20 protein-coding genes are annotated in these 20,485 nt (G+C 52.5%); 15 read left to right on the forward strand and 5 right to left on the reverse strand.

Annotated features, from left to right (window positions below; genetic code table 11):
- On the reverse strand, positions 1–314 hold a 314-nt coding region (locus RW092_RS19110; RefSeq protein WP_316009408.1), incomplete at its 3' end, for a transposase.
- 592 nt (positions 315–906) lie between these two features.
- Between RW092_RS19110 and RW092_RS19115 the strand changes: the two genes are divergently transcribed.
- The 13 genes from RW092_RS19115 (at position 907) to RW092_RS19175 (ending at position 14,395) form a co-directional block, all read left to right on the forward strand.
- Positions 907–1,992: a CgeB family protein gene (locus RW092_RS19115; RefSeq protein WP_316010990.1), complete on the forward strand. Its 1,086-nt coding sequence runs from the start codon at positions 907–909 to the stop codon at positions 1,990–1,992.
- Positions 1,993–2,095: 103 nt separating this feature from the next.
- Entirely contained in the window at positions 2,096–3,220 is a 1,125-nt protein-coding gene (locus RW092_RS19120) for a CgeB family protein (RefSeq protein WP_316010991.1), read from the forward strand.
- 64 nt (positions 3,221–3,284) lie between these two features.
- The gene (locus RW092_RS19125; protein ID WP_254899818.1) at positions 3,285–4,799 is read left to right on the forward strand and encodes a glycosyltransferase family 4 protein; all 1,515 of its coding nucleotides are present in this window, start codon (positions 3,285–3,287) and stop codon (positions 4,797–4,799) included.
- A 20-nt stretch (positions 4,800–4,819) separates the two neighbouring features.
- Entirely contained in the window at positions 4,820–5,911 is a 1,092-nt protein-coding gene (gene wecB, locus RW092_RS19130) for a non-hydrolyzing UDP-N-acetylglucosamine 2-epimerase (RefSeq protein ID WP_316010997.1), read from the forward strand.
- On the forward strand, positions 5,904–6,890 hold the full coding sequence (locus RW092_RS19135) for a polysaccharide biosynthesis protein (protein ID WP_316010992.1): 987 nt from the start codon (positions 5,904–5,906) through the stop codon (positions 6,888–6,890). The genes wecB and RW092_RS19135 overlap by 8 nt, the downstream gene beginning before the upstream one ends.
- The gene (locus tag RW092_RS19140) at positions 6,887–7,717 is read left to right on the forward strand and encodes an SDR family oxidoreductase (protein ID WP_085279636.1); all 831 of its coding nucleotides are present in this window, start codon (positions 6,887–6,889) and stop codon (positions 7,715–7,717) included. Before RW092_RS19135 ends, RW092_RS19140 begins: the two co-directional genes overlap by 4 nt.
- Positions 7,710–8,642 (forward strand): NAD-dependent epimerase/dehydratase family protein, encoded by a 933-nt coding sequence (locus tag RW092_RS19145; RefSeq protein ID WP_316010993.1) that lies wholly within the window; start codon positions 7,710–7,712, stop codon positions 8,640–8,642. Before RW092_RS19140 ends, RW092_RS19145 begins: the two co-directional genes overlap by 8 nt.
- The gene (locus RW092_RS19150) at positions 8,639–9,349 is read left to right on the forward strand and encodes a glycosyltransferase (RefSeq protein WP_028539342.1); all 711 of its coding nucleotides are present in this window, start codon (positions 8,639–8,641) and stop codon (positions 9,347–9,349) included. The genes RW092_RS19145 and RW092_RS19150 overlap by 4 nt, the downstream gene beginning before the upstream one ends.
- A gap of 139 nt (positions 9,350–9,488) precedes the next feature.
- The gene (locus RW092_RS19155; protein ID WP_028539343.1) at positions 9,489–9,896 is read left to right on the forward strand and encodes a hypothetical protein; all 408 of its coding nucleotides are present in this window, start codon (positions 9,489–9,491) and stop codon (positions 9,894–9,896) included.
- Positions 9,897–9,986: 90 nt separating this feature from the next.
- Complete coding sequence (locus RW092_RS19160) at positions 9,987–10,916, forward strand: glycosyltransferase (RefSeq protein WP_028539344.1); 930 nt, start codon at positions 9,987–9,989, stop codon at positions 10,914–10,916.
- Positions 10,917–10,982: 66 nt separating this feature from the next.
- Complete coding sequence (locus RW092_RS19165; protein ID WP_316010994.1) at positions 10,983–12,293, forward strand: nucleotide sugar dehydrogenase; 1,311 nt, start codon at positions 10,983–10,985, stop codon at positions 12,291–12,293.
- Positions 12,294–12,320: 27 nt separating this feature from the next.
- On the forward strand, positions 12,321–13,307 hold the full coding sequence (locus RW092_RS19170) for a polysaccharide biosynthesis protein (protein ID WP_085170824.1): 987 nt from the start codon (positions 12,321–12,323) through the stop codon (positions 13,305–13,307).
- A gap of 17 nt (positions 13,308–13,324) precedes the next feature.
- Complete coding sequence (locus RW092_RS19175) at positions 13,325–14,395, forward strand: glycosyltransferase (protein ID WP_316010995.1); 1,071 nt, start codon at positions 13,325–13,327, stop codon at positions 14,393–14,395.
- A gap of 86 nt (positions 14,396–14,481) precedes the next feature.
- Here the strand turns inward: RW092_RS19175 and RW092_RS19180 are convergent, their stop codons facing one another.
- On the reverse strand, positions 14,482–15,552 hold the full coding sequence (locus RW092_RS19180; protein WP_127575360.1) for a glycosyltransferase family 4 protein: 1,071 nt from the start codon (positions 15,550–15,552) through the stop codon (positions 14,482–14,484).
- Between the two features lie 212 nt (positions 15,553–15,764).
- Between RW092_RS19180 and RW092_RS19185 the strand changes: the two genes are divergently transcribed.
- Positions 15,765–16,823 carry a YhcN/YlaJ family sporulation lipoprotein gene (locus RW092_RS19185; RefSeq protein WP_028539349.1) on the forward strand — a complete coding sequence of 353 codons (1,059 nt, stop codon included), beginning with the start codon at positions 15,765–15,767 and terminating at the stop codon, positions 16,821–16,823.
- A gap of 90 nt (positions 16,824–16,913) precedes the next feature.
- Here the strand turns inward: RW092_RS19185 and nagA are convergent, their stop codons facing one another.
- From nagA to RW092_RS19200, 3 genes are read right to left on the reverse strand one after another with little or no spacing between them, the layout of a single operon-like run.
- A complete protein-coding gene (gene nagA, locus RW092_RS19190) occupies positions 16,914–18,104 on the reverse strand; it encodes an N-acetylglucosamine-6-phosphate deacetylase (RefSeq protein WP_316010996.1) in 1,191 nt (396 codons plus the stop codon).
- Positions 18,104–18,832, reverse strand: coding sequence for a glucosamine-6-phosphate deaminase (gene nagB / locus RW092_RS19195; RefSeq protein ID WP_016311069.1), 729 nt, complete (start codon positions 18,830–18,832; stop codon positions 18,104–18,106). The genes nagA and nagB overlap by 1 nt, the downstream gene beginning before the upstream one ends.
- Positions 18,826–19,695 (reverse strand): MurR/RpiR family transcriptional regulator, encoded by an 870-nt coding sequence (locus tag RW092_RS19200; protein WP_016311070.1) that lies wholly within the window; start codon positions 19,693–19,695, stop codon positions 18,826–18,828. The genes nagB and RW092_RS19200 overlap by 7 nt, the downstream gene beginning before the upstream one ends.
- A 233-nt stretch (positions 19,696–19,928) precedes the next feature.
- Here RW092_RS19200 and RW092_RS19205 point away from each other — a divergent pair, with 233 nt between their 5' ends.
- Positions 19,929–20,384 (forward strand): MarR family winged helix-turn-helix transcriptional regulator, encoded by a 456-nt coding sequence (locus RW092_RS19205; RefSeq protein WP_016311071.1) that lies wholly within the window; start codon positions 19,929–19,931, stop codon positions 20,382–20,384.
- Positions 20,385–20,485: the final 101 nt, after the last annotated feature.

Consider the following 20,485-nt stretch of genomic DNA (forward strand, 5'->3'; position numbering starts at 1 on the left):
ATTACCTGACTCAACCGCAGCGCCGAGATGCCATCTGGGAGCAGGAACAGCTCCAATGCTTGGAACCATTTCACCAAAGGCAAATGGGTTCTTTCAAAAATGGTGCCGACCAAAGGAGAGGCTTGATAGCCACATTTTCCGCATTCAAATAAAGGAATATGTCGAGTGGACAGACGGGTGCACTCGGTATAAGCACAGCGCGGGCAGACAAAGCCATTTGGCCACTTCATCGCGATAATCGCCTCGATACAGTCGGCCTCGCTTTGAAAACGGCTACTGATAGATTTAAGCCCCATGCTCGTACCTAATTCCATGTCCGATCCCTCCAATTGAAGTTCCTCTAGTCACTGAATACGCACGTGCGTTCCCTTTTTCCTCATTATAGCAAACATACGTTCTTGTATCAACTAAAAAATCCCAAATCTTCACGAAAAATGTGGATGTTCAGATCACTGTGCAGCCTTAGTTTAATCCCCCTCATCGATCGCCAAATCTGAATCAAAGGGATAATCGTGCAAAAGGTGGGACTGGGGGGAGAAGCCCCTCTTCCTAATCTCTCAATTCTGATCAAAAGGGATAATGGTGCAAAAGGGCACAACGAATCACAACGAATCACAACGAGGCACACAAAGGTACACAAAGGCATAACGAGGAAACAGCAAGGCGCAAATAGGCGCTTACGAGAGGTCTTCTATCGCGATCTCCGTATTCTGATCGAAAGGGATAATCGTGTAAAAGAGGCGTGCCGAAAGCCCAAAGTTCGGAGGCAGGCGGTGTCAAAAGGCGGCATTCGCCAATTTATACGGCGGGCGGGTAGTCGTCCATGATGCACGTGTCCCCTCAGCATATATTTATTAAGACCCAGGAAACGAAAGATTGAAATCCACGAAGATAGGATGAAGAACCTTGGAGAACGTCAACGAGAATCGATACGGCGAGGCTTATCAGGCCGGATACCAGGAAGGGATTCGGTATGGCGGATGTCAGGCTGTACTGGAACGTATTCCGCCGGTTTCTCGGCCGAAAGTGGACCTGCGGGTGCTGTATGTGCCTCAAGGGTTCGATGCGATTGACGAAGGGGTTCAGACAGCGCTTGCGGAGTTGACGCGGGAATGCATCGTTGCCTCACCGGAAATGATGCTGCAGGAAACCGAGCACCATCGTCCCGATCTGGTGCTGGTCATGAATTCGCTGCACATTTTTCCGCCTGATCATACTGCGCAGTTGGAGCAGATCCGGAGAATGGGGATTCGGACCGCTGTTTGGTTCGTGGATGATCCTTATTTTACCGATGATACGACCGCGCTGGCTTTAAGCTACGATGTGGTGTTTACGCACGAAATCGAATGTGTGCCGCTCTATCGCTCCTTAGGGGTGCAAAGCGTACACCATCTTCCGCTCGCTGCGAATCCGCGTCAATTTCGGCCCATTCCGGCTAAGCCTGAATATCGCTATGATGTTTGTTTTATCGGTAATGCTTTTTGGAATCGAGTGGCCTTGTTTGATCGCTTAAGCTCGTTCCTGCAAGACAAACGCGTGCTGATCGCAGGATACCATTGGGATCGCTTGCCCAGATACGAGAAGCTGGCGAGGTTCATCCGCCCAGGGTGGGTTCCCGTTGAGGAGACGGTCCGTTATTACAATGCCGCCAAAATTGTACTCAACATCCATCGACCAACGCAAACCGGCCAGGACAACCGGAACGGGAGCGATACGCCTGGGAGTTCGATCAATCCGCGAACCTATGAAATTGCCAGCTGCGGCGCTTTTCAAATTACGGATATCCGCGGCGATTTAACCTCGTTCTATCGGCCGGGCTACGACATCGAGACGTTTCGAGATGAGGCGGAGTTAGAGGCGAAAATCCGCTATTATCTTGAGCATGATGAGGAACGACGATTAATCGCTTGGCGCTCGCTGTGGACGACGACGGCGTTCCATACGTATATGGATCGGGTTAGCCGCCTGTTGGCTGCAGTCACCAAAAGCTAGTAGAGGAGTCAACCCACTGGAACCACCCCAACGAGAACCAACTATCAAGAACTCATCAGCTAGAACTATCCAACTAGATTCAACCTAGTAAAGGAGTGACCTTATGTTCATGGAAGAAGCGGCTGGCCATCCAACTCAACCCGTGATGAGCCCGGAGGAGAGCGGTAGAACCAACGGGTTCCGTGACGGCTATGCCGAGGGGTACCTGAGAGGAAGGGCCAGCTATATTGTCAGTCAACCGCGGCCGAAATTCCCGGTACGCAACTTAAAAATATTATATGTTGGCTCGGGGAAAGGATTTCCTTATTCTCCGATCGATGAGGCCGTAACTTCCACGCTCCGCACGTTAACTGCTGAAGTGATTACCGCTGTGCCGGGCGATTCGATACCGGATTTGGCATCGCTGCATAAACCGAACTTGCTGCTCGCCCTCGACGGCTTGGAGCTTCCTCTGGAGCATGTCAACGCCGTGCGGGCGATGGGTATCCCTACGGCGATATGGTTTACGGATGATCCCTACTACACGGATCTGACGGTTCCGCTGAGTACGCAATATGACTACGTGTTTACTCTTGAACGAAATTGCGTTGATCTGTATCGCTCAGCCGGCTGCAGCCAAGTTCATTATTTGCCGTTTGCCGCCTTTCCGGAGCACTATCGTCCGACCTTGATGCCATCCCCGCACCGCCGCAATTTAAGCTTTATCGGTTCAGCGTATTGGAATCGGGTGAACTTTCTCCGGCCTATTTTTCCAGCGTTGATTGAACAAGGCTTAATGATTAACGGTATCTGGTGGGATCGGCTGCCGGAGTACCCGGACTATGTGGACCGGATCGAGCTGGGAAAATGGATGGGTCCGGTGGAAACCGCCGAAGTGTACAGCGGGTCGAAAATTGTCCTGAACTTACACCGCTCCCCGTTTGAGGAGGATGTTAACAACAACAAAGCGGGTATCACAGCGGCGTCGCCAAACCCGCGGACGTTCGAAATTTCGGCCTGCGCAACGCTTCAATTGGTTGATTCGCGGGATGACCTAGCTTCGTTCTACGTCCCCGGCGAAGAAATTGAAACCTTCTCCTCGCCGGAGGAGTTGGTTGAGAAGGTGCGTTTTTATCTGAATCACGAGGAAGCAAGACGGGAAATTGCGTTGCGTGCGCTGCATCGGACCTTGCGGGACCATACCTATTCCAATCGGTTAGATCAGTTGCTAACCGTGATTTTCGGGTGAATCCAGTGAAGTGGAAGCTGGTTCCTGAGCCTCGGACAAACGCACAGGCAAAGGAGGGGCAATTGTGTCGGATAGAAAGAAGCTTCTGCTGTTCTCGCACGTGTGCAATTCCAGAAACGTAACCGGCGCCGAAAAGCTGTTGTTATTCAGCGCGAGAAAGCTGTCGGCTTATTACGACTGTACCATCGTGGTTCCAAGACAGGGCAGTTTGTCGGTTCAGGCCCATCGTTATGGGATTCGCACACTGCTGTGTGATAACCCGTTGATATACGCGATGTGTTCCCCGAACTCCAGTCTGTCTGGCGAAATCCATACGATTGCCTGGAGCGACTCGGTGCAGCGTACAATCGGATTGCTCCAAGAGGAGCGGCCGGATGCGGTACTGGTAAATACCAGCGTGAATGTAGCTCCGGCGATTGCGGCTAAACAGTTGGGAATCCCTGTGATTTGGCAGATTACGGAGGTCATTGCATCCAATGAGTTTACGGCGGAAGCAGTGAATCTGATCGACAGATACAGCGATTTGATTGTTGGCATTTCCGAATCTGCCCTGCTTCCTTTCGCTGGAACGCAAGCTATGCACAAAACCGTATTGCTCTATCCTTCGTGGAACCCGGAGGATATCCATCCCGAGCTTTGGCCGGCACAACGCTGGCAACGAAGAGCACAATGGAAGATCAAACCGTCCGAATTTCTGGTCGGTTATATTTCCTCTTACCTGATTCCAGAGAAAGGTGCCAACCATTTTATCGAAGCAGCGCTGAACCTGGCGCACCGGTTCCCGGAGGCCAAATTCGTCATGATCGGTGCGGAAGTTCAACCTGAGTATTATCGGAGTTTAAAGCGAGCGGTACAGGGGTCACCGCATGGGCAGCGATTTATTTTTGTGAGTATGGAATACCATGTGGAATCCGCCTTTAGTGCGATGGACATCGTCGTTGTTCCGGGCATTCTGCCCGAAGGGTTTGGATTAACGGCGCTGGAAGCAATGATCTTCGGGAAACCGGTAGTAGCCTATGCTTCTGGCGGATTGCGCGAGATTTTGGAGTCGACAGGTAACGGAGCTTATCTGGTACCGACAGGAGACAGCCTTGGACTTGTGGAGAAGTGTGCAGAGCTCCTGTCTTCTTCGGAACTGTCCCGCAGCGTAGGGGAAAGGAATCGAGTTCAAGCAGAGGTTATGTTTGGCCCTGCTGCCTACGAGCTGCGGCTTCAAGAACTCGTTCAGCGGATGCAGGGATTGTCGGGGGTTGCCGTACCTCTGCCTGAGCCGGTCCCGACCACGACTTCCCCAGATGCGGCGGAGTATCGAGGCTCTGGATCGGCGGCGGGTGCAGCGAGTCCGTCAAGCCGCCGAAGACGAGTCAAATTGAAGCGAGCCAAACTGCGTAAGCGAAAATCCGGTGCGGGAAGGAGCTTCACCGCCCGACGCGGCGGGAAGCGACGCGCAAGTAAGACCACCCGGCGCAAGGCGGGGGGCACCCGGAAGATGAACCGAATCCGCCGCAAACCTAGCCGGAGAACCAGAAATCCCCGCAGGCAACGCGTGCGGAAACGCCAGAAATTTACAAGGAGATGAGTCAGCAAGGAGATGAGACCGTGAAGATCATGACCATTTTGGGGACCCGACCGGAAATCATTCGGCTCAGCCGGATCATCCCGTTGCTGGATCAATGGGCCGATAAGCATATACTGGTGCATACGGGCCAGAATTTTACGGCTAGTCTCAGCGATGTTTTTTTCCAAGAGCTGGGTTTGAGACAGCCAGACTATGTCTTTCAAGATCAGCAAACGACGCTGGGCAGCCAATTAGCGGCGATGTTTGGCCAGATGGAGCAGATCTTGGAGGCGGAGAGACCGGACCGCGTATTGCTGCTAGGGGACACAAACAGTGCGTTGTGTGCCATACTCGCTGAACGTCTCGGTTATCCTGTGATCCACATGGAGGCGGGTAACCGCTGCTTCGACCTCGAGGTGCCTGAGGAGAAAAATCGGAAGCTTATCGATGCGGTGTCGACGATCAATATGCCATACACCCCGCAGAGCAAAGCTCATTTGCTGGCGGAGGGGGTGCCGAGCAACCGGATCGTGCTGATCGGCAATCCGATTTACGAGGTGATGAAGCATTACGAGCCTCAGATTGAAGCAAGCGATATTCTGCAGCGGCTGGGACTGAGAGAAGGAGATTATTATCTCGTGACGACCCACCGGGCGGAGAACGTCGATCGACCAGCCTCCCTGCACGCTATTATGGATGGGCTGAATCGAGTCGCAGAAATGTCGTCCAAACGGTTAATTTGCAGCATTCATCCCCGGACGAGATCGCGGATTGAACAGGACCTGAAGTTGGAGATGCATCCTTTAGTGGAATTTTATGAGCCGTTTGGTTTCTTTGATTTCGTGAAGCTGGAGAAGCATGCGCTATGTGCGTTGACGGACAGTGGCACCGTGCAGGAGGAATGCTGCATCATGCAGGTACCAACGGTAACAATTCGCCGTACGACAGAGCGGCCGGAGACCGTGGATTGCGGTAGCAACGTCGTATCCGGCATCGACGCCGGCAGAATCGCCGAAGCAGCGAAGATGATGTCCGGTATGGAACGTTCATGGCCTTGTCCTGAAGGATATTTGGAGGAGAAGGTCTCACAAAAAGTGGTCAAATTCGTGCTTGGGGGGAAGTTGAATGTTTAAAGATCAAGTGATTCTCGTCACCGGGGGGACCGGTTCCTGGGGTTACGAGCTGATCCGCCAGCTCCTCCCCCTAGACCCGAAGGAGATCATCATTTACTCCCGTGGTGAAGCGGCGCAGGTTGCGATGAGCCGCACCTTTCATGATGAGCGCCTGACGTTTCGAATCGGCGATATCCGCGATAAGGAGGCTTTGATCACGGCCTGCCAGAACGTGGACATCGTCTATCATCTGGCTGCTTTGAAACACGTGCCCATTTGCGAAGAGCAACCTGCTGAAGCGCTGAAAACCAATGTGGTCGGCACCCAAAACGTTATTGAAGCCGCCATTAAAAACAAAGTGAAAAAAGTCCTTTATATCTCTACGGACAAAGCGTCGAACCCCTCGAACTTCTATGGCATGACCAAAGCTATCGGTGAAAAGCTGGTTGTTTACGCCAACCTGATCCAGGATGAAACCCGATTTGTATGCATTCGGGGCGGCAACGTTCTGGGGACCAACGGCAGCGTGATTCATTTGTTCAAGCAGCAGATTCGGGAGCAGAAGCGGGTAAAGATCACCGATTTGGAAATGACTCGATTTTTCCTTACGATGCCGGAAGCGATCCAGCTTCTATTTAAGGCTTCTCGGGAGAGCATCGGCGGGGAGATTTTCGTCATGCTGATGCCAACCTGCCGGATTATCGATCTGGCGGAGGTGCTGATTGAGGCTTCAGGCATCCCCGATGTGTCGATTGAGGTGACGGGGATCCGCCCTGGCGAACGGATTCACGAGTTGCTGCTCAGTGAATATGAAAGCCGGTCGACCGTGGTATACGACAAGGAGTATCTGGTCATCATGCCTGCGCTCGAGATCGCGGGTCTGCGAGATCGTTACGGCCATTTGCCGCTCGTTCCTTACGGCGAGTTGAGTTCGGAACATGAGCTGATGAGCAAGGAGGAGATCCGCAACATGCTGGATAAAGGAGGATTTCTCTCATGAAATTGCTGATCCTTGGGGGCCATGGAATGGCCGGTCATGTATTGGTACGACATTTTCGCGAGAAGGAAGGCTATCAGGTGTTCTATACCTCACGCGACCCTGGTGACCGCAACTCGTTGATCTTGGATGCCGGAGATATCGTCGCTGTCGATCAGGCGGTGCAGTTAGTTCGTCCCGATGTCATCATTAACGCGGTTGGGGTGCTAAATCAATTTGCCGACCAGGATAAAATTATGGCTTATCACATCAATGGATTTCTGCCCCACCGGCTGCGCCATTTAGCTGACAAAATCCATGCGCGCCTGATTCATATCAGTACGGACTGCGTCTTCCGCGGTGACCGTGGCAGCTATAAGGAGGATGATCAGCCCGACGGTGTCACAACGTATGCCTTAACGAAGGCGCTTGGGGAGATCCGTGACGCAGGACATCTGACCATCCGTACCTCCATTATCGGACCGGAGATTCGCCGTCATGGAATTGGTCTCTTTCATTGGTTTATGAATCAGAAAGGGAAGGTGTCCGGGTACCGCCAAGTCAAATGGAACGGCGTGACGACGATCCAGCTTGCGAAGACGATCGAATTGCTGTTGGACCGGCCCGTGTCCGGGTTGATCCATTTAGCGCATCCAGAGGTCGTCAGCAAATACGAAATGCTGCAAATGTTTCAAGAAATTTGGGGGAAAGACGACGTTGAGATCGAACCGGATGATGGCCCGAACCTCGACCGAACGCTGGTGAACACCCGTCCGGATGCGGTAGTCCCTCTACCTTCGTTCCGAAAGATGATAGAGGAAATGGCGGAATGGATGAAACAGCATGAATGACCGGGCGACGGTTCTGATAACAGGAGCCGGCGGTTTTACCGGGCGTCATGCTTGCCAACGTTTTGCTGCCAAGGGATACCGGGTTTTCGCTATGGTCAGGAAGGCAGTCGGATGGCCTGTCAACGAGAAGTTAGAGTACATTCCGTGCGATTTGACTGACCGGGCAGGGGTCAAGCAGGCCATTGAGCAAACCCGGCCGCAGTACGTGCTGCACCTAGGCGGGAAAAACTCCGTCCCGGATTCCTGGGCTCAGCCCCTCCTCTACATGGAGAGTAATGTCATGACGACCCTATATCTGCTGGATGCGTTACATTCCTGTGGTCTGGGGGATACCCGTATCCTCGTAGCCGGTTCTCGGCTTAAATTTGGACTGGATCGGCCGCTTCATCCCACGCATCCTTATGGGTTAAGCAAAACTTTGCAAGAGGCGGCCGCTTTAGCCTGGGGGAAGTTGTTCCAACTTGGCGTGTTGATCGCCGAACCCGGCAACTTGATTGGCGCCGGTCCATCCACAGGGATATGCTCTCTGCTCGCCCGGCATATCGTCCGGCTGGAGCGGGGAGAGTCCCCTCCCCCTTTCCAGTTGTCTGCGGCGGATGCTAGGCGTGACTTCCTCGACGTACGTGACGCGGTGGACGCCTATGAAATGCTATTGCGCAAAGGGGAGATCGGAGAGGTGTATCCCGTCTGCTCCGGGCGAGAGCGAAGCTTGGCCGAACTGGTGGAGGACTTCGCACAGCTAACAACCGTAACGGATATGAGGATCCAAGCGGGTCCTTCATCCGGAAGCGGCTCGGCGTCCCCTGCCGAGCCGCCCCTTTCCCAGGCACTTTGGGGCCTGGGGTGGCGGGCCAATGTGGCTTGGGAACAATCGCTGCTGGACATCCTGGACTATTTTCGCAAAGAGGGGGCCGCAACATTATGAATCCACGCGTGAGCATCATTATTCCGTTCTATAACTGTCCCTACATTGAACAGGCAGTGCAAAGTGCACTGAGTCAAACGTATCCGCACACAGAAATTATCGTTGTGGATGACGGTTCGACTGTCCACGCCGAACGGCTCGCGCCTTACCGCGGTCATATCTATTATTTGGGCAAGGCGAATGGAGGAACGGCCTCCGCGCTGAACCACGGAATCCGACACGCATCAGGGGAGTATATTGCGTGGCTTAGCTCGGACGATCTGTTCGCGCCTCAGAAAATCGAAATGCAATTAAATTTCATGCTTGGGCAAGGCGCTGAAATTTCCCACACCAATTTCCACTACATCGATGAACACGGCCGAATCACACAATACAATGCTGGCATGCAGCCCCTCGGCATGCGAGAGCTGGCAAACACGTTGTACAGCGGCAACCCGATTAACGGTTGTACGGTCATGATCAAACGCAGCTTGATTCAGCGTGTAGGCCTATTTGATGAAGGACTGCCGTACACCCACGATTACGATCTTTGGCATCGAGTCATGCTCTCTCGGACGGCTTTTCCTTATTTGAACGTTCCGCTTATCTCTTACCGACGGCATTCGGGGATGGGGACGCTGCGCCATCAGGCGGCGATTTCGGCGGAGATCCGGTTCATTCAGAACCGTTACCGGGATGCACTGACCCATCTCATAGCGACTTCATAACGATACTAGCGGGCCTGTCCAAGCTATCGACGAAGCCTAAGAAGACAAAATAAGCGGTTATCTTGATAAAGATGTCTATACCAAAACCTTCTTCGGTTCATAACCTGTACTAGATTACAAGAAGGTGGTGATTTAAAAGATGGGTGTCTTTCTTGATGCCAGAAGCTCCGTGAACTCCAACCAGCCTGGTTTCCCCGGAACTCCACTCACAGATACTCCTGCATTGTTCGGGATTATCGGGCTGCAAACGCAGAACGTTCCGAATCCGATCGTTGTGCTGTCGGGTACTATCGGAATTCTGGGAGACGTCGGCGATACGTTTACGATTGAAATCGTTCGCGGTGCTACGTACAACCCTGCCAACGTCATCTATACCCTCGACGGCGTAGTTAGCAGCGCCGTATCCACAGAAGTTACGTCTTTCGTAGCCGCCGACCTTCTGGCTCCGGCTGCTCCGGAAACCGTCTATACGTCCTTTATCTCTGGAGCAACAACGGCAGTCCGTAACGGTCCAGAATCATTAGTAGGCATTGCCCAACAGGGTTAGGTTGAACCCAGAAAGCCTGCCTCGGGGTGACCCGGGCAGGTTTTCTGCTAAACAAAGGATATCAGCTCCGATAGAAAAGGATTTGAAGGAATGAAGCGGCTAAAAATTTTGTTCGTAACGAAGGATTTCAGTCGGTATTTGGAACGGAATTTTCACTACATGCAATTGGAACTGCGAAAATATGCCGATTTAGCCTTGGATCATCGGGGCGGAGAGGTGCGGGCCATTCTCCGGCGAGCTCCCTTTCAGCCCGATTTTGTTCTGTTTAATGATCGGTTTCATGCCACGTATTGTCCTCCGGTTGAAGGGCTGGAACATCTGAAGTTACCCTGGGGCATGATCATGCATGATCTGCATGCCAAAGTCGAGCAGCGACGAGAGTTCCTGCGTCGACATCCTTCAGCCGCCATCTTTGTGATGTATCAGCAAGCGTTCCGGCAACGGTATCCCGAGTTTAAGGGCCGTCTTTATTGGCTGCCGCATTTTGTAGAACCTACGGTGTTCAGGGATTATCGGCGCCGGAAAAACATCAACGTTCTGCTTATGGGAGCAACGAACCCGAAGGTTTATCCGTTGCGCCATAAGATGAAGACGGCTTTGTCCGGATTTCCCGGCTTTGTGTATCACAGTCATCCCGGGTATACGAACTTCGATTCCGATGCCCAGGCGCTGGTGGCGCGAGGCTTTGCACTTGAAGTGAACCGATCCAAGATCTTCCTGACTTGCGATTCCAAATTCCATTATCCGCTTCGCAAATATTTTGAAGTGCTCGCCTGCAACACGCTACTGCTTGCATCCGAGAACGCTGATCTCCGTGCGCTTGGATTTAAATCTGGCGTGCATTATGTGGCGGTATCGGAGCAGGATTTTCTCGCCAAAATTCATTTCTATCTGCATCCCAACAACGAATCGCTTCGAGCCAAAATCAGCGGGCAGGGCTATGAGTTCGTTCGGGAGAAACATACAACCTCCGTTCGCACTCAGCAGCTGCTTCAAATGATCCGTTCCATCGTTGGTTAAATTTCTGCATTAGAGAAAGCCAGAGACTCGTCCTTATGTTCAAACTTCAAGCGAAAGGGGAGATGGATGTTGTCACGAATCATAGCCATAGTTGGTATGGGATATGTTGGTCTGCCATTGGCCGAAACGTACCTAGACCAAGGCTTTCGCGTTATCGGCATCGACAAGGACGAACAGAAGTTACAGCTGTTGCAGCAGGGGCGCAGTTACATCGCTGACGTTCCTGATGAAAAAATCCAACGATATACCGATGCGCAGCAATTGACGGTATCGTCGGACTTCGCCAAAATCGCAAGCGCAGAAGCGGTCATTATTTGTGTACCAACTCCGTTGACAAAGAAGCATGTGCCGGACATGACCTATCTGATCGATGCTGCCGAAAACATCGGAAAGCATCTTAAGCCCGGGCAGTTGGTCGCATTGGAAAGCTCTACTTACCCCGGAACCACTCGGGAAGTCATTTTGCCGCTGTTACAAAAAAGCGGTCTGAACCTCGGGACGGAGTTCTTTGTTGGATTTTCGCCAGAGCGGGTGAATCCCGGAAGCCGCCGTTACTCGCTGCGGGATATTCCTAAGATTGTTAGCGGGGTTACCACGGCTTGCGCAGATCGGATGGAAGAGCTATATCGTGCAGGGTTTCGCACTGTGGTACGGGTATCTTCGACAGAAACGGCGGAAATGGCGAAACTGCTGGAGAACACCTTTCGTTTCGTAAACATTTCATTCATCAACGAGTTTGCTTTGCTCTGCGATCAAATGGGAATCAACGTTTGGGAAGTGGTGGAGGCCGCCTCCTCGAAGCCGTTTGGTTTTAAGGCGTTTTATCCTGGCCCAGGCGTAGGCGGACATTGCATCCCGGTGGATCCGATCTATCTGCAATGGAAAGCACAGCAGTTGGGAATGGAGAGTTCGTTCATCGAGCTCAGCACGCGGATTAACCGCGAAATGCCAAGTTACATTGTGTCCAGGCTGCAAGAGGAAATGGACGGTTCCACTCTTGCTGGCAAGCGGATTTTGGTGCTCGGAGTTACGTTCAAAGAGGATGTCGCCGATATCCGCGAATCAAGCGTGCTTGAGGTGATCCGGCTGCTCATGGCCGCTGGTGCTGTAGTCGATTATCATGATCCGTTGATTCCCAAGGTGGAGATCGGCGGAACTCAGCTGCTCTCGGTGGAGTTGACAGCTGAGCGCTTAGCCTCCTCGGACGGTGTGTTGATTGCGGTACGTCACCGCGGATTACCGCTTGAGAAGGTCGTAAAGCACGCACGTTTCGTGTTCGATACTCGGAATGCAGTGGACGGTATGCAAGGCAAGGCGCGGATCGTTAGGTTGGGGGGCGGAAAAACAGGATCCGCTCAAAACGGAATTTCTCGATGAATCTAGTTACGAAAGGAAGGTATATAGATGTTTAGAGACAAAATCGTGTTAATTACCGGCGGGACCGGATCCTGGGGGAAAATGTTGACGAGGAGGCTCCTGCAAGAGGGACCGCGGGAAATTCGCATTTTCTCGAGAAACGAATACGCTCAGGTCTTGATGCAGCGGGAATTTAGCGGGCACGTCTCCATGCGCTATCTGATCGGCGATGTCCGGGATTACACGGCGGTGGAGGCGGCTTGTAAAGGAGTCGATTATGTCTTTCATCTCGCAGCGCTAAAGCATGTGCCGGTTTGCGAATTCCAGCCGGAAGAAGCGCTTAAGACCAATGTGCTCGGCACGGAAAACATCATTCGGGCGAGCATCGCGAATAAGGTTATCAAGGTGATTGACGTATCTACCGACAAGGCGGTGGATCCGACCAATACGTACGGGATGACCAAAGCGATCGGGGAGAAGCTGATGATTCGTGCCAACGATTTAAGTGAACATACCCGATTCACTTGTATCCGCGGGGGGAACGTGCTGGGGACGAACGGCAGCGTAGTTCCGCTGTTCATTAACCAACTGCGGGACGGGAAAGACTTAACGATTACCGCTCGAGAGATGACGCGCTTCTTCCTGACCTTGTCCCAAGCGATCGATCTTCTGCTCAAAGCGGCTACGACAGCCATCGGAGGCGAAACGTTCGTGATGAAAATGAAGGCTTGCCGCATCATCGATATTGCCGAGGTGCTTACGGAGCATTATGTCGGACATCACGTTCCGGTGCAGGAAATTGGCATTCGGCCTGGAGAGAAGCTGCATGAGGTGCTGGTCTCCCGGTACGAAGCTCCTTATACACTCAAGTACAGCGATCAATATTATGTCATTCTTCCTCCCAGCTCCAAGGAGCTCATTGCCCATTATTCCAGCTTGCCTCGCGAACTGTTCTCTGAATACAATTCCAACGCTTCTTTGCTTGATAAAGCCGAAGTGGCAGAACTGCTGCGGGAGGGAGGGTTCCTGAACTGATCACGATAAGTTTATGTATGATTGTCAAGAACGAAGAAGCCCGTTTACCCGTATGCTTAAAGTCCGTCTCCGATCTGGTGGACGAAATAGTGATCGTAGATACGGGTTCGACCGACCGCACGAAGGCGGTTGCGGAGGAATTCGGGGCCAAGGTGTATGATTTCGCTTGGCAGGACGATTTTGCGGCTGCACGGAATTTCGCTTTCTCCTTGGCAACCTGTGAATATATTCTGTGGATGGATGCCGATGATGTGTTCACCGAACCCAACCGCGCCAAGCTCCTTCAGCTCAAGCAAAATTTGAGCTCCGACATCGACGCGGTTCTGATGAATTATGTGCTGCATGAGGAGGAACAGACCGGAGCGCCGCTGGCCTACACCCGGCGGAACCGATTAGTCAAACGGAGCCGGAAGTATCGCTGGATTGGCATCGTACATGAATACTTGGATATTCCGGATGGAAAGCAGCTGCTAACGGATATCGCTGTAACTCATCGCGGAACCGGGGGCCATTCCGGCCGAAATTTAAAGATCATCGAGCATCATTTGGCTTCCGGCGGTGAACTGCAAGGAAGACTGCGTTTTCATTTCGCATGCGAGCTCGCAGATGCTGGACGATATGAGGAAGCCGTACCGCAGTTTACGGAATTCCTTCTCGATCCGATGGCGAACCGGGATGATCTGATTCTGGCCTGCGCTCGTTTAGCGGATTGCTATGGTTTTTTGGGACGCGAAGGACAGAAACTGGAGACGTTGCTGCGATCTCTCCAATATCAAATTCCGAGTTCGGAAATTTGCTGTGCGATCGGAAGATGTATGGAGGATCGACAGGAATGGGCGATGGCAGTCTATTGGTACGGTCAGGCGTTACAGAATGCCCATGTTGGCAGTTGGACAGCGATCGTTCAGTCGGCGCCCCGAACCTGGTTGCCGCATAGTCGGTTATGTTTGTGTTATGCGCGGCTTGGCCATTTACGTCAAGCGTATGAACATAACCGGGAGGCGCTTCGTTATTTGCCAGAGGATCCAGGCCTCCGTGAAAATGAGAAGAAGTTGAAGTTGGCTTTGGAAAATACGTCTACCTCATAGGCGGCTCCCCAATAGTATATGCATTTTGCAGAACAATTGCCGACAAAAGAACCTCCAGATTTCTGGAGGTTCTTTCATTTGTTTCTTTATTTTACTCCTAAGCTTTGCAACATTTGGCGGAAGGAATCAGCATATTGTTGCGGCGACAGCCACTGGTGGACATGCTGTTCCCCCATGCTGCGGATCTTCTCCCGCTGTTCGTGATGATCCATCAGCTCCAATGCGCCGGCAACCGCTTGGCCCACTTGCGGGTACGCGAAAAATTTTCCCGTCTCATTATGTTTGATAAAGAGACGTACACCATCCGAATCAGTGGTCAGCACGGGGCAACGGCAAGCTAATGCTTCGGCAACGGCATATCCGAAGCCTTCCAGCGTAGATGTGGAAATCATGAGTCCGCCGGAATCGCCGACGCGGGATAAATAATAAGGCATCTCCCGATTGGGGGTATTCGGATACAATTTCAGGTTGGATTCTAATCCCAAGCGTTGAACATACTGCCAAAACTTGTTTTTCGTCTCCTCAGACGGAAGTTGATAATCGAGGAACATCCAAATTTCCATCTGTGGACGTTGACGAAGCAGGGCGGCCGTAATTTTCAGAAATAATTCCCAGTTCTTATTCGGGTCCAGACGTCCGACCCAAGCGATAATGGGTACCGGATACTTCGGTTGTGCGATATGACGGAAGTGCCGAGTATCCAGCGGATTCATCAGTACGAACTTGGGCAATGTGGGATAGTGGGTGGAGGCCAACTCCATCAAATGGGGGGTTGGAGGCATCAGCGAAGCCTGGCAATTTCGTAAGATTTCGTCCTTGCCTTCCCGAAGCGTCTGATCCGCTTGCTCCCGCGTGCCCAAGCCTTGTATTTCAAAAATTATCGGTTTGTGAAACCCAAGCCGGCGCAGCCGTCCGGGCATCCAATAATCCGAGGTAGCTATAACGGCATCATATTGCGGCAAACGTTGAGCGAGTTCGGCATCGCTTGGGTCCACCATTACGGGAATATTAGCCTGCTGCGTGTTGATGAGCCCGGTACCGGGACGCAAATACAAAATATGGCCTTCAATGTTCCGGCTTCTGAGCGCTTCGCAGCGCAAGCGGTTTAATGTTTCGACCCCGCCGCTCGGAACGTAAAACGTAAACAGCACTTTCATGGGCCAGCACCCCTTGAGGTTAATCAGCGTCTCAGATTTAGTGTACGCGTCATCTGATTTGGACGTGTGGGTAGATTTCCCGCGATAAAAGCCTGCAAAAGCTCAGGTGGCAGGTGGGTGGCTCGGTTATGTTTACCTGTATGACGACTACGGGATTTGGCGCATCATAAGTCCTGTTTCATACATTACTTTTTCGGATGGAGGTTGACTACATGCGAGGAGCGAAAGTCGTAAACTTATCGTTATCCGCAGCGTTAATTGCAGGGATGGCTTTAGTGGCAGGCTGCGGTGACGGAAAGGGCGACAATAATGTGCGTACGCAAAGCTTACGGGGCAATAACCGCAATTATGATGTCAATTCTTTGAACCCCGGCAACCGTCTGTTCTCCCGCAGCGCCGGCAGCGGACAGGATACGCGTATCCGTTCCCTGCGTTACAGCCCTGCGCTTAGCAACAAGGTGGCACAGCTTCGCGACGTTCAAACCGCACATGTCGTTGTTACCGACCGTGATGCATATGTAGGTGTCACACTCCACGGCATGAATATGAATGGCCGAACTAGCGCCTATGGTATGCAACGGCCAAACGGAGTGGGCCTGGGTACGACGAATGTTGGCGGGCCTTACGGTGCGGACTATGGTACCCGCGGGGCTGGGGACAACGGACTAGCTCGCGGCAACGATCGAGCCGGTTTGGGCGGGCTCTTTGACCTTGGACGCGGATGGTTTGGAACCGGGAACAACGTAAGCCGTAACAACAACGGCTCTATACAGGGCACCGGTACAACTGGCAACCGCTCCGGGTCGATGTATCCTGGGGGCAATATGGGCATGTCCAGCGTGAACCGAGGTACCGGAACGACAACAGATCGAATGGGTACGCGTGGAATGACGAACACCCCTTCGGGCTTCACGACAGGGAACGGGGCCTTGGGAGCTGGAACGAGCAACGTTTCCCAGGATTTGAAAAACCGGATCGAGGCTGCCATTAAGCAAACGGCACCGCATATCCGCAACGTTTATGTAACAAGCGATTCCGATTTTGTATCCACCATCGGCCAATATGCTACAGAGTCCCGTGGCGGAGGAACGCTGAACAACTACATCAGAGATTTTGAAACGATGCTTAACCGTGTATTCCCCGGCCGTGCAGGGACGATGACTGGACCAAACGGCTATGCGCCAACTAGACCTAATGCCGGCATGGGCAATGGGACAGGAACAGGTGCACGTGACATGAACGCCGGCTTCACCGGAGGGACGACCCGCTAACGGCGGTTTAACAGTAATGCCAAAAAGCGCGAGATGCGGGAAGAAATCTTCCTGCGTCTCGCGCTTTATCTTGTGTTTGTAGGATTTGGATTATTCGTGATCTTGGAATGCACGGCCTTTGACCCATACACGCTGCAGTTCCAAATCACGGTCAACCAACAGCAAATCCGCCTGTTTGCCGGTTTCGATCGAGCCGGTGTAATGATCGATGCGAATCAGCTTCGCCGGATTGACGCTGGCGGCTTCCGATGCGCGTTCGATCGACAATCCCACCTCTTGGACGAGATAGCGGAAACCGCGAATCATCGTTAACGTGCTTCCGGCTAACGTGCCTTCGCTGTCGCGCAGCGTGCAGACATTATTCTTCACGACAACCGGCAAATCACCAAGCATGTAGTCCCCGTCACCTAAGCCTGCAGCCGACATCGCATCGGTGATCAGGAGCAGGTTGCTGCCGGTCTTCACGCTGCTAAGCAGCCGGATGGCTGCTGGATGAACGTGAATGCCATCGGCAATAATTTCTGCGCTGATGCCCGGCGTACTCAGGATGGCCCCGGCGGTACCCGGTTTGCGGTGATGCAACGGCGTCATGGCGTTAAACATATGCACGGAGTGATTCAAGCCCACCTCGTAAGCGGCTATGATTTCTTCGTACGTGGCATCGGTATGTCCGGCAGCCGCGACGATTCCCTGCTTCCGCAAATAGCGAATCAACTCATGTGCTCCATCCCGTTCAGGCGCAAACGTAACCTGTTTAATTAGCCCCGGATACTGCTGTTCCCAGCCTTCGATCCATTCGCGATTCGGCGGGACGATGTGTTCGGGATTTTGGGCGCCCGGCCATTTCGGGCTGATAAATGGCCCCTCTAAATGTACGCCAACCAATTGGGCATAAGGCATCTCGCCAGCCATATATTGATGGACTTCTTCCAGCACGTTGTCGATCATCGCCTTCGGAAGGGTCATCGTTGTCGCCAACATCGATGTCGTTCCCTGACTGCAGTGAAGCTTCGTAATCGCGTCCAGACCTTGCTTGCTTGGTTTAGAGAAATCCTCCAGCATGCCGCCATGGACGTGCACGTCGATAAAGCCGGGCAGCACATAGCTGCCTTTGGCATCAATCGTCTCAACACCTGCGGCATGAGCTTCAGGCAATCCGGCTGTGGTGCCGACGTAAGTGATGACGCCGTCTTTCACCGCCACTGCGCCGTCGCGAAACGTCCCGCGCGGGGTAACAACTTCGGCATGAATCAGGTTGAAAGTACGTCCGGCGCTGCTCATCACAGGAATCTCCCCGCAGCTTGGTCAACGACGACAACTACATTCGGATGGGTTTGCAGCAGCGAAGCTGGACATTGGGTCGTGATCGGCCCCTTCAACGCTTTGGCGATAATTTCGGCTTTGTCTTCGCCTTTGGCCATAAGCAGGATTTGCTTAGCCTGCAGGATCGACCCGATCCCCATGGTGAGCGCGTGAGTTGGCACCTCGTCAATGGAGTTGAAGAAGCGTGCATTCGCCAGCCGTGTGCGCTCTTGAAGCTTCACGACATGCGGTGGCCCCGTCAATTCATCCGCGGGCTCGTTAAACCCGATATGGCCGTTATGTCCAAGGCCCAGCAGCTGCAAATCAATTTGACCGGCTTGATCCAGTAGTTTGGCGTAGTCCTTGGCAGCTTGCTCAGGATCCGGAGCATTTCCCTCAGGAACATGCGTATTTTCAGGCAAAATATCAATATGATTAAACAGCTTCTCGTCCATGAAACGGCGATAGCTCTCTGGATGGTCTGCCGGCAAGCCGATGTACTCATCCAGATTATAGCTGCTGGCTTGCTTAAAGCTGACGCTGCCTTGCTTATACAATTCGATCAGCTTCTCATACACTCCGACCGGCGTGCTGCCGGTAGCCAGCCCCAAAATCGCCCGAGGTTTAGATTGTAGGAGGCTTGCGATGATACCAGCCCCGGTTTCATTAAATTGCTGCTCACTGTTGGTTTTAATAATATTCAGCATTCGTGTTGCCCTCCTTGGGTTTTACGATAAATTTGAACATTCTGATACGAGCTCTCCAGCTTCGGAATGAAGTCCTCGAATTCCAAGCTGACCATGCCCGTAAATAAAATATCGATGACGTGCAGCTGCGCAATCCGCGAAGCCATATCGCCCCGGCGCATGCCTTCCTCTAATGAGGAGGAGAATAAAGCAATATCCGCAAGTGAAGCCAGAGAGTTGCTGCTGTACTGCGTGAGCGACAACGTGATTGCACCGCTGTCCTTGGCGCAGCGCAGGGCATCGATCGTTTCTGGCGTTTCACCTGAATAGGAGATCGCCAACGCTACGTCGCCTTCGCTGAGCGAAGAGGCGGAAGTGATCTGCATATGGGAATCCGCAAAGGCGGTGCAGTTCTTACCGATACGCACCAGCTTCTGGTAAAAGTCCTGGGCGACAATTGAGGAAGTCGCCACACCGTACAGGTCAATGCGCTTGGCGCAGCATAGTGCCTCAACGGCCCGAGACAGCTGGTTCATGTCCAGCAGCCGGGTGGTGTCGGTAATCGAGGCGAGATGGTTGGCTTCCATCGCTTCGACGATTTTTTGCAGGTCGTTGCCGGCGATGATGTCCTGGTAGTGGTTCTCGGCAGGCTTGTGAGCCAGCTCGGAAGCCAGCTTCATTTTGAAATCAGGGAAGCCTTTAAAGTGAAACGTCTTGCAGAACCTTGTCACCGTGGAGGGACTAATCCCGCACGCATTGGCCAGCTCTGTGATTCCCTGATGAATCACGGTGGCCGGCGACTCCAAAATGTACTCGCCCAGCTTGCGTTCCTGCGGCGACAGCGTCTCTAAGTGACAGGATACCGCATGCAATATGGGTGTCATAGATAAGTCCCTCCCTCAGGAAGTTCAGCCGTTGATAAGCTGTTCACTTTCTGCGAAAATAATTTTTATTAATTTTCGGTAGAATGTGAAAATTATTTTGATATCTCGGTTTCATCATAAGCGATTTTCCCGCCCTTTTCAAGTAGGGTTGCCCGTCAAATGGCGACAGATTCCTTGAATTTTCGGTGTTCGCATAATACACTTTAAAAGCAGGGTTATTATCGGAGAGAGGAATGGTATTGTTGTCCTTTGATCTCGACAATTACATAGATCGGATCGAGTCGGTATGGACCCGTTCGTTTCGGAAAGTGAAGAGCGAATTAATGCACCATCAGGAGCTTGGTCTGACGGGCCCGCAATTTCATACGCTGATGTTGATTGCGAAGAAGTCCAACTGCAATGTCAGCTATTTGGCTGACAAGCTGGAGGTGAAGCCCAGCGCGATTACAGTGATGGTCGATCGGCTGGTCCAAAGCGGATTCGTGGAGCGACGGCATGACGAACAGGACCGGCGGGCGGTGCTGCTGTCGGTGACCGAGCGGGGGGCCGAGGTGTTAGCGGAAGCTCGAAAGAAGTCAAGGGAAGTATTGAAAACGCATTTATCCGTTCTCAGCCAACAGGAGCTGGAGATGATGATCACAATTTTGGAGAAGCTATCTAACAATTCCAAGGCGGATGAGGAACGGTGAACATATTAACGGAAAGGAACCATGGAGATGAGCCATGGTTCTTTTTTTAACATTATAGAATTTATAAAATTTCGGGGTGGGAGAGGCCTTCCGCCTCGGAT

Origin of the sequence: Paenibacillus sp. 3LSP, from assembly GCF_032465655.1 — a bacterium.
GTDB lineage: Bacteria > Bacillota > Bacilli > Paenibacillales > Paenibacillaceae > Fontibacillus > Fontibacillus barengoltzii.

Coding starts and splice junctions, on each gene's coding strand:
- RW092_RS19175 (WP_316010995.1), top strand. CDS start 13,325: ATGATTGTCAAGAACGAAGAAGCCCGTTTACCCGTATGCTTAAAGTCC.
- RW092_RS19165 (WP_316010994.1), top strand. CDS start 10,983: ATGTTGTCACGAATCATAGCCATAGTTGGTATGGGATATGTTGGTCTG.
- RW092_RS19185 (WP_028539349.1), top strand. CDS start 15,765: ATGCGAGGAGCGAAAGTCGTAAACTTATCGTTATCCGCAGCGTTAATT.
- RW092_RS19160 (WP_028539344.1), top strand. CDS start 9,987: ATGAAGCGGCTAAAAATTTTGTTCGTAACGAAGGATTTCAGTCGGTAT.
- RW092_RS19155 (WP_028539343.1), top strand. CDS start 9,489: ATGGGTGTCTTTCTTGATGCCAGAAGCTCCGTGAACTCCAACCAGCCT.
- RW092_RS19170 (WP_085170824.1), top strand. CDS start 12,321: ATGTTTAGAGACAAAATCGTGTTAATTACCGGCGGGACCGGATCCTGG.
- RW092_RS19135 (WP_316010992.1), top strand. CDS start 5,904: ATGTTTAAAGATCAAGTGATTCTCGTCACCGGGGGGACCGGTTCCTGG.
- RW092_RS19150 (WP_028539342.1), top strand. CDS start 8,639: ATGAATCCACGCGTGAGCATCATTATTCCGTTCTATAACTGTCCCTAC.
- nagA (WP_316010996.1), bottom strand. CDS start 18,104: ATGAGCAGCGCCGGACGTACTTTCAACCTGATTCATGCCGAAGTTGTT.
- RW092_RS19120 (WP_316010991.1), top strand. CDS start 2,096: ATGTTCATGGAAGAAGCGGCTGGCCATCCAACTCAACCCGTGATGAGC.
- RW092_RS19180 (WP_127575360.1), bottom strand. CDS start 15,552: ATGAAAGTGCTGTTTACGTTTTACGTTCCGAGCGGCGGGGTCGAAACA.
- RW092_RS19200 (WP_016311070.1), bottom strand. CDS start 19,695: ATGACACCCATATTGCATGCGGTATCCTGTCACTTAGAGACGCTGTCG.
- RW092_RS19145 (WP_316010993.1), top strand. CDS start 7,710: ATGAATGACCGGGCGACGGTTCTGATAACAGGAGCCGGCGGTTTTACC.
- RW092_RS19140 (WP_085279636.1), top strand. CDS start 6,887: ATGAAATTGCTGATCCTTGGGGGCCATGGAATGGCCGGTCATGTATTG.
- nagB (WP_016311069.1), bottom strand. CDS start 18,832: ATGCTGAATATTATTAAAACCAACAGTGAGCAGCAATTTAATGAAACC.
- RW092_RS19205 (WP_016311071.1), top strand. CDS start 19,929: ATGGTATTGTTGTCCTTTGATCTCGACAATTACATAGATCGGATCGAG.